Raw genomic sequence first — 7,058 nt, forward strand, 5'->3', positions numbered from 1 at the left:
TTTTGAAGGATGGATGGGGGGCGCGGGGGGAAGGAAGGGGACTTTTTTGCAAAAAAGTCCCCTTCCTTCCCCCCGCATCAAATCCCCGCAACACGACAAAAAAACGCGGCCCGCTCCAGCAGGCCGCGTTTTTTTGTCGTTCATGGACAGCTTATTCCTGTCCGTTATGTTCCTGATATTCGGCTATGACGCGGTCAGCGATGGGCTGCGGCGCTTCTTCGTAGTGGGCGAATTCCATGGTGAAGAAGCCCTGGCCGCCGGTCATGGAGCGGAGGTCGGGCGCGTAGCGCAGCACTTCGCTCATGGGGACGTGGGCCTTGATCTCGGTCACGCCGGCGCGGGAGTCGGAGCCGAGCACCTTGCCGCGGCGGGAGGAGAGGTCACCGATGACATCGCCCATGTTTTCGTCGGGCACGGAGACGGTCAGCAGGACGACGGGCTCGAGGAGCACGGGCTTGAGGCTTTCCATGGCCTTTTTGAAGGCCAGCGAACCGGCGACCTTGAAGGCCATTTCCGAGGAGTCCACGGTGTGGTAGCTGCCGTCATAGACCTTGACGCGGAAGTCCACCACCTGACAACCGGCGAGGAAGCCGCGGGCGGCCGCTTCCTGGATGCCCTTGTCGATGGCGGGGATGTACTGGCGGGGGATGACGCCGCCGACGATGGCGTCCTCGAACACGTAGCCGGAGCCGCGCGGCAGACCTTCGAGCTCGATCCAGCAGTCACCGAACTGGCCGCGGCCGCCGGACTGCTTCTTGTGGCGGCCCTGCACCTGGCATTTGCCGCGCACGGTCTCGCGGTAGGGGACCTTGGGGGTCTTGAGGATGATGTCCACCTTGAAGCGGCGGCGGGCCTTTTCCACGGAAAGCTCGATGTGGAGCTGGCCCATGCCGGAAAGGAGGATGTCGCCCGTTTCTTCGTCCCGGCCGAGCTTGAGGGTGATGTCCTCATCGAGCAGGCGCTGGATGGCGGCATAGACCTTGTCCTCGTCGCCCTTTTCCTTGGGCGAGAGGGCGTAGGTGATGAGCTGCGGGGGCAGTTCGGGCGCGGGTAGGGTGAAGGGGGCCTTTTCGTCGCACAGGGTGTCGCCGGTGCGGGTATTCTTCAGCTTGGCCACGGCAACGATGGCGCCGGGGCCCACCACGTCCTTGCAGGGGGTCTGGTTCTTGCCCACCATGTAGAGCAGGTTGCCGAGGCGTTCGTTTTCTTCGCTGCGGGTATTCTTGACCGTGGCGTCGCCGTCGATGGTGCCGGAGAGGATGCGCAGGAAGGAGAGCTGGCCGGTGAAGGGGTCGGCCAGGGTCTTGAAGACGAAGGCGGCCAGCGGCTCATCGGGGGAGGAGGCGCGTTCGTTGCCTTCGGCGTCCACGAAGGGCGGGCGTTCCAGCGGGGAGGGCAGCAGGGCCTGTACGGCGTCCAGGATGGCGGCGCCGCCCTTGTTTTCCAGCGCGGAGCAGACGAGCACGGGCGTCAGGTCGCCCCGCAGCACGCCGTTGCGCAGGCCGGTGCGCAGATCGTCGTCGGTCAGGCTGCCTTCCTCGAGGTATTTCTCCATGAGGGCCTCATCGCTTTCCGCGATGTTCTCCACGGCCACGTCGCGCAGCAGGGCCACGTCGTCGGCCACGTCATCGGGCAGGGCGATGGGGGCGGCTGCGCCGTCCGGGCCGAATTTCCAGGCTTTGCCGGTGAGCACGTCCACATAGCCCGTGAAGGTCTCGCCTTCACGCAGGGGGTAGTGCAGGGCCACGGGTTTGACGCCCAGCGAGCTCAGGCTGTCGAAGGCCATGGAGAAGTCGGCGCGGTCGCGGTCCAGCTTGTTGATGACGAAGAGGGCGGGCAGCTTCTCCTCACGGACGGCGGTCCACAGTTTCTTGGTCAGGGGGCGCACGCCGTCCACGGCGTCGAGCACGAAGAGCGCGCTGTCCACGCCCTTGAGCAGATAGTCCATGTCCCCGGTAAAGTTGCCGTCGCCGGGAATGTCGAGCAGGAAGTGCCGGTTCTTGTTCCACGTCCAGGTGGCGACGGCGGGCTGTATGGAGCCGCGGCGGCGGACTTCTTCGGGCTCATAGTCAAGGCTGGTGGTCCCTTCCTCAATGGCGCCCATGCGCGAGATGGCGCCCGTGGTGAAGAGAAGCATTTCCGCCAGCGAGGTTTTGCCGCACCCGCCGGTGCCGACGAGAGCGAACGTGCGTTGAGCATCTACCGGGTTGGACATAGAAAACTCCCTTAGTAATCAGTGTGGCACAGAGCCGGAAGGACCTCAGCCGATGGGGCATGGCGCGTCTCCGGCCATATGCCCGAGCGTGGGCCGAGGGGTGTCCCGCGCCGTCGTGCGTGCGGGGGACGGGGGCAAGGGGGCGGAGCATCTCCTCGGCACGGGGGGAGGCTCCCGCCGCGTGCTGATGTCCGCGACCTTGCCGACGTATCGGCCCAGCATGGTTTTTCTCCTTTTTTAACCATAGCGCGTCAGTCGAAAAAAGGGAAGTCCCCTCATGGATATGGATATCTTGACAGAAAGAGGGGGAAAGATGACTATATGAGGATAGGATATCCCATCCGGGAGGCAAGGATGATCGTGCTGGCTGCCGGGGCCTTTATCGTGCTCGTGGGCCTGATTTTCAGTTTTCGTATCATGCGGCGCGGCATCGGCTCGCTGGAGCGCAGCAGCGAACGTATGCGGGAGCGCATCGCGGGCGAGGAGCGCAGGATCGCGGAAGATGTGCGCAACATGAGCAGCGAGGAGCACATGGACGTCACCACGGCCGCTGTGCGTGATCTGTTGCGCCTGACGCCGGGACGCGAAGGCTGTCCCGTGGACGTGGAGGGCCGCCGTCTGGTGCTGCATCTGCCGGAAGGGGAGCTCAGTCTGGCGCTGGCCATGCAGGAGACGTCCCTGCGGTCCCTGCACAAGCGCATCCAGGGCCATGCGATCTGGCAGGTGCGCGGCTGTCGGCGCGATGCGGATTTCCACGACGTGGCCTCGGCCATGCGTCATCTCGACCACATCCTGCGCGGACAGGAGGAAGAGACGTCGGAACTGCCGCAGTTCTCCCGCCGTTTTGCGCCCCCGCGCGGGACGGCCCTGCCGCCGCACCGGCATACGCCCGTGGCTGTCGCCCGTCTGGCGCAGGGCAGGCCCGCCGCGAGGGGGGGCCTGCCGGGAAGGTAGGGGATCAGTCCGCCGTTGCCGGGGCTTCCCCGGCCGAAAGATGGAAAAGCGCCTTGAACCAGTCCGGCACGGCCGTGGGCCGTCCTTCCCGGTTGACCAGCGCATGTTGCGTGCTGCCGGTGGCCAGCAGGACGGACTTGTCCTCATTCCACATCTCATATACAAAGACGAGCGACGCGCGCCCCCATTCGCTGATGCCCGCGTGCACCCGCACGAGGTCGTCATAGCGGGCCGGGGCCCGGTAACGACAACGGGCCTCGCGCACCGGCAGCAGGATGCCGCGCGCCTCGACCTCGCTGTAGCTCATGCCGCGGCAGCGGATGTATTCGCTGCGGGCCCGTTCAAAGATGTGGAGATACTCCGCATAGTACAAAACCCCCATGGTGTCGGTTTCCCCGTAAGAGATGCGGTGCGACAGCCAGACATCGGAAGCAGGAAAGTCGGTATGCACGCCATTGCTCCTTCGCAGGCAAAGCCCCTGCGAGCGTCGTTGTTTGCGCTTGTGCGCTGTGGTCTTTTGCTGGCGCTGACGCTCTTGTGCGCCTGCGCCGGGAAATCGTCGGACGTCAGGGTGGAGGCGCCGCGCTGGCGGCCTCTCGGTCCGGCGGTGACGGCGGAAGCGCCGCAGGAGTTCGTCCGCTGGCTGGATCCGCGCAATCAGGATCTCACGTCGTGGCGCGAGATGGCGCCTACGGTGCGGAAGTCCCTGCGCTATGTCAAGAGCAAGCCGCAGGGGGCGCTGGCCGTCAACCGTCCCGGGCTCAAGCTGACCTGGGGGGAGATGCGGCGCACGCTGGAGCGGCTGGACGCCCTGCTGCCGCGTCTGGACGCCGAACCGGGGCTTTTCCTGGCCAATTTCACCTGGAAGGCCGTGCCCAACGGCATAGATTATTCCGGCTATTATGAGCCGTATGTGCGGGCCAGTCGGACGGCCAAGCCCGGGTATCCGCAGGCCATCTACAAGCTGCCGCCGGATCTGGCCGCCGTGAAGCGGCGCAACCGGGGCCGCTATTACGACCGCCGCACCATCGAGGAGAAGCAGGTGCTGGCCGGCAAGGGACTGGAACTGGCCTGGGTGGCCGATCCCGTGGATGTCTTTTTTCTGGAGATACAAGGCTCCGGGCGGCTCATCTTCGACGACGGCACGCAGGCTTTCGTGAACTATGCCGGGCAGAACGGCCACAAGTACAAGAGTTCCGGCCGCATCATGCGGGAAAAGGGGCTGTTGAAGGAAGGCCATATCTTCGAGCAGCGCGAATGGTTCAAGAACAATCCGGAGCGCGTGGACGAGATCCTGCACGAGAATCCCAGCTACGTCTTTTTCCGCTTCGGCAATCGCGGGCCCACGGGCGCCATGGGGCAGGTGGTGGACGACTGGCTCTCGCTGGCCACGGACCGCAAGTACATCCCGCTGGGGGCGGTGGTGGCCTACGGCGTCAACGCGCCCGACCCGGATTACGGCACCATCCCGCTGCGGGGCATAGGCTTCGCGCAGGACGTGGGCGGGGCCATCAAGCGTAACCGTATCGACATCTTCTGCGGCGGCGGCGAGCGGGCCAACTATGTGGCCAGCCATCTGGACGCGCACGGCCCGGCCTGGGTGCTGGTGGCGCGGTAGGGCCTTGCGGCGCGGACGGGAAAGGAGGGGAAGGAATGGCCATTCTGATTTGCGGCGGCGCCGGGTATATCGGCTCACATGCCGTGCGCGCTCTGCGCGCGCGGGGGCGCGAGGTGGTGGTGCTGGACGATCTGCGGACCGGTCACCGGCAGGCCCTGCCCGCGGACGTGCCCTTCGTGGAGGGCGACATGCGCGATCCGGCGGTGCTGGACGCCATCTTCAGCCGTCACGCCGTGGACGGGGTGCTGCATTTTGCCGCCAGTTCGCTGGTGGGCGAGAGTATGCGGCTCCCTCTGCTGTATTTCGGCAACAACGTGCAGGGTATGCAGGTCCTGCTGGAGGCGATGGTGCGCCACGGGGTGGAGCGCATCGTCTTTTCCTCCACGGCCGCGGTCTACGGCGAGCCGGACAGCGTGCCCATCACCGAGGACGCCCCGCTGCGGCCCGGCAATCCCTACGGCGAGAGCAAACGCATCATGGAGAGCATGATGCGCTGGACGGCCGCCGCGCACGGCCTGCGCTACGTCTCCCTGCGCTATTTCAACGTGGGCGGCGCGGCGGCGGACGGCTCCATTGGTGAGGACCACCGGCCGGAGAGCCACCTCATCCCGCTCATCCTCCAGGTGCCGCTGGGGCGACGGCCGCACATCACCATTTTCGGGGACGATTACGATACGCCGGACGGTACCTGCATCCGTGATTATGTGGGGGTCGAGGACCTGATCGAAGCGCATGTGCTGGCGCTGGAGCATCTGGAAGCGGGCGGGCAAAGCGCGGTGTTCAATCTGGGCAGCGAGCAGGGCTTTTCCGTGCGGCAGATGGTCGAAGCGGCCCGCCGCGTCACCGGCCACCCGCTGCCGGTGGTCATGGGAGAACGGCGCGCGGGCGACCCGGCCCGGCTGGTGGCCTCGTCCCGCAAGGTGGGGGAGGTCCTCGGCTGGCAGCCCCGGCAGGGCGTGGAGGAGATCATCGCCTCGGCCTGGCGCTGGCACAGTGCCCATCCCGACGGTTACGAAAATTAGGAATTTTTCCTGTTAAAGGTCTTGCCAAACGGCAAGGCCTTTTTTATCGTTATAAAAACCTAGAAGAATAGTATGAAATTACCTTCCGTCTTCAAGGATATTCCCCTGCTGGTGGTGACAGTGTTCGCACTGCTGCTCATCGGCCTTACCTTCACCAAGACGCGCAATGCGGAGGCGACCATGCAAAACTCTGCCATGCCGCCCCTGAACAAGCAGGAAGCGGCTGTCATCCTGAACAAGGCGACGGAGCCGCCCTACAGCGGCAAGTACAATCATCAGGGCGAACCCGGCACCTATATCTGCCGTCAGTGCGGGATGCCGCTCTACAGCAGCGAGGACAAGTTCGACTCCGGCTGCGGCTGGCCGAGCTTCGACGCCGAGCTGCCCGGCGCGGTCAGGCGTCTGCCCGATGCCGACGGTCAGCGCACGGAGATCGTCTGTGCCCACTGCAACGGCCATCTTGGCCATGTGTTCGAGGGCGAGGGCTTTACGGAAAAGAACACGCGGCACTGCGTGAACTCCGTGAGCATGGCCTTTGCGGAAAAGGGCAGCGAAGCGGAAAAGCAGGCCTTTGCCCGGCGGCAGGCGGCGGGGCTGACCGCCACGGCCATCGTGGCGGGAGGCTGCTTCTGGGGCGTGGAGGACGCCTTCGAGAAGCTGCCCGGCGTGGTGGAAGCCGTCTCCGGTTACACGGGCGGCACCGTGCCCTCGCCCAGCTACGAGCAGGTCAGCACCGGGCGGACTGGTCATGCGGAAGCGGTGCTCATCCGCTATGACCCGTCGAAGATCAGCTATGAGCAGATCCTGCGCCGCTTCTTCGAGATCCATGACCTGACGCAACTGAACCGGCAAGGCCCGGACGTGGGCACGCAATACCGCTCGGCCGTATTCTATGCCTCCGGCAGCGAGAAGCTCATTGCGGAACATCTCATCGACGAGCTGAAGGGCCTGGGCTACAAGGTGGTGACCACGCTGGAAAAGGCGGGGCCGTTCTATGAGGCCGAAGCCTATCACCAGGACTTCGCCGCCCGCACGGGCCGCGGCGGCTGCCATCTGCCGGTCAAGCGCTTCGAGCAGCGCGCGGATTAGAGCAATCCCACATTGAAAATGTGGATCGCTCTGGTAGTCGCGAGAGCGACTACCCCGCAACCGAACACACGGAAAAACCACGCTTTTTCCGTAGTGTGGGGGCAGCGTCAGCATGGAGATCGGACACGATTTCAATGCGGATCCGCTCTAGGGTCAGGAC

Annotated in this window: 6 protein-coding genes; 4 read left to right on the top strand and 2 right to left on the bottom strand. The window is 65.0% G+C overall.

What is annotated here, in order from left to right:
* Positions 1 to 151 precede the first annotated feature (151 nt).
* The gene (locus Q0K00_RS10890) at positions 152 to 2,215 is read right to left on the bottom strand and encodes an elongation factor G (RefSeq protein WP_297229446.1); all 2,064 of its coding nucleotides are present in this window, start codon (positions 2,213 to 2,215) and stop codon (positions 152 to 154) included.
* 321 nt (positions 2,216 to 2,536) lie between these two features.
* Here Q0K00_RS10890 and Q0K00_RS10895 point away from each other — a divergent pair, with 321 nt between their 5' ends.
* Complete coding sequence (locus Q0K00_RS10895) at positions 2,537 to 3,169, top strand: translation initiation factor IF-2 (protein WP_297229448.1); 633 nt, start codon at positions 2,537 to 2,539, stop codon at positions 3,167 to 3,169.
* A gap of 4 nt (positions 3,170 to 3,173) precedes the next feature.
* Here Q0K00_RS10895 and Q0K00_RS10900 read toward each other — a convergent pair whose 3' ends face one another.
* Positions 3,174 to 3,620 carry a thioesterase family protein gene (locus Q0K00_RS10900; protein ID WP_297229450.1) on the bottom strand — a complete coding sequence of 149 codons (447 nt, stop codon included), beginning with the start codon at positions 3,618 to 3,620 and terminating at the stop codon, positions 3,174 to 3,176.
* Here Q0K00_RS10900 and Q0K00_RS10905 point away from each other — a divergent pair.
* The 3 genes from Q0K00_RS10905 (at position 3,615) to Q0K00_RS10915 (ending at position 6,898) form a co-directional block, all read left to right on the top strand.
* Positions 3,615 to 4,787, top strand: coding sequence for an MltA domain-containing protein (locus Q0K00_RS10905; protein WP_297229452.1), 1,173 nt, complete (start codon positions 3,615 to 3,617; stop codon positions 4,785 to 4,787). The two genes, Q0K00_RS10900 and Q0K00_RS10905, sit on opposite strands and share 6 nt — an antisense overlap.
* A 35-nt stretch (positions 4,788 to 4,822) precedes the next feature.
* A complete protein-coding gene (gene galE, locus Q0K00_RS10910; RefSeq protein ID WP_297229454.1) occupies positions 4,823 to 5,809 on the top strand; it encodes a UDP-glucose 4-epimerase GalE in 987 nt (328 codons plus the stop codon).
* Between the two features lie 72 nt (positions 5,810 to 5,881).
* Complete coding sequence (locus Q0K00_RS10915) at positions 5,882 to 6,898, top strand: bifunctional methionine sulfoxide reductase B/A protein (protein WP_297229456.1); 1,017 nt, start codon at positions 5,882 to 5,884, stop codon at positions 6,896 to 6,898.
* Positions 6,899 to 7,058 lie beyond the last annotated feature (160 nt).

This window comes from uncultured Desulfovibrio sp. (genome assembly GCF_944327235.1).
In the GTDB taxonomy this organism is placed as follows: Bacteria; Desulfobacterota; Desulfovibrionia; order Desulfovibrionales; family Desulfovibrionaceae; genus Desulfovibrio.

What these genes read in the sequence shown, in the direction of transcription:
- Q0K00_RS10890 (WP_297229446.1), bottom strand. Translation starts at nt 2,215, where the DNA reads ATGTCCAACCCGGTAGATGCTCAACGCACGTTCGCTCTCGTCGGCACC.
- Q0K00_RS10895 (WP_297229448.1), top strand. Translation starts at nt 2,537, where the DNA reads ATGAGGATAGGATATCCCATCCGGGAGGCAAGGATGATCGTGCTGGCT.
- Q0K00_RS10905 (WP_297229452.1), top strand. Translation starts at nt 3,615, where the DNA reads ATGCACGCCATTGCTCCTTCGCAGGCAAAGCCCCTGCGAGCGTCGTTG.
- galE (WP_297229454.1), top strand. Translation starts at nt 4,823, where the DNA reads ATGGCCATTCTGATTTGCGGCGGCGCCGGGTATATCGGCTCACATGCC.
- Q0K00_RS10915 (WP_297229456.1), top strand. Translation starts at nt 5,882, where the DNA reads ATGAAATTACCTTCCGTCTTCAAGGATATTCCCCTGCTGGTGGTGACA.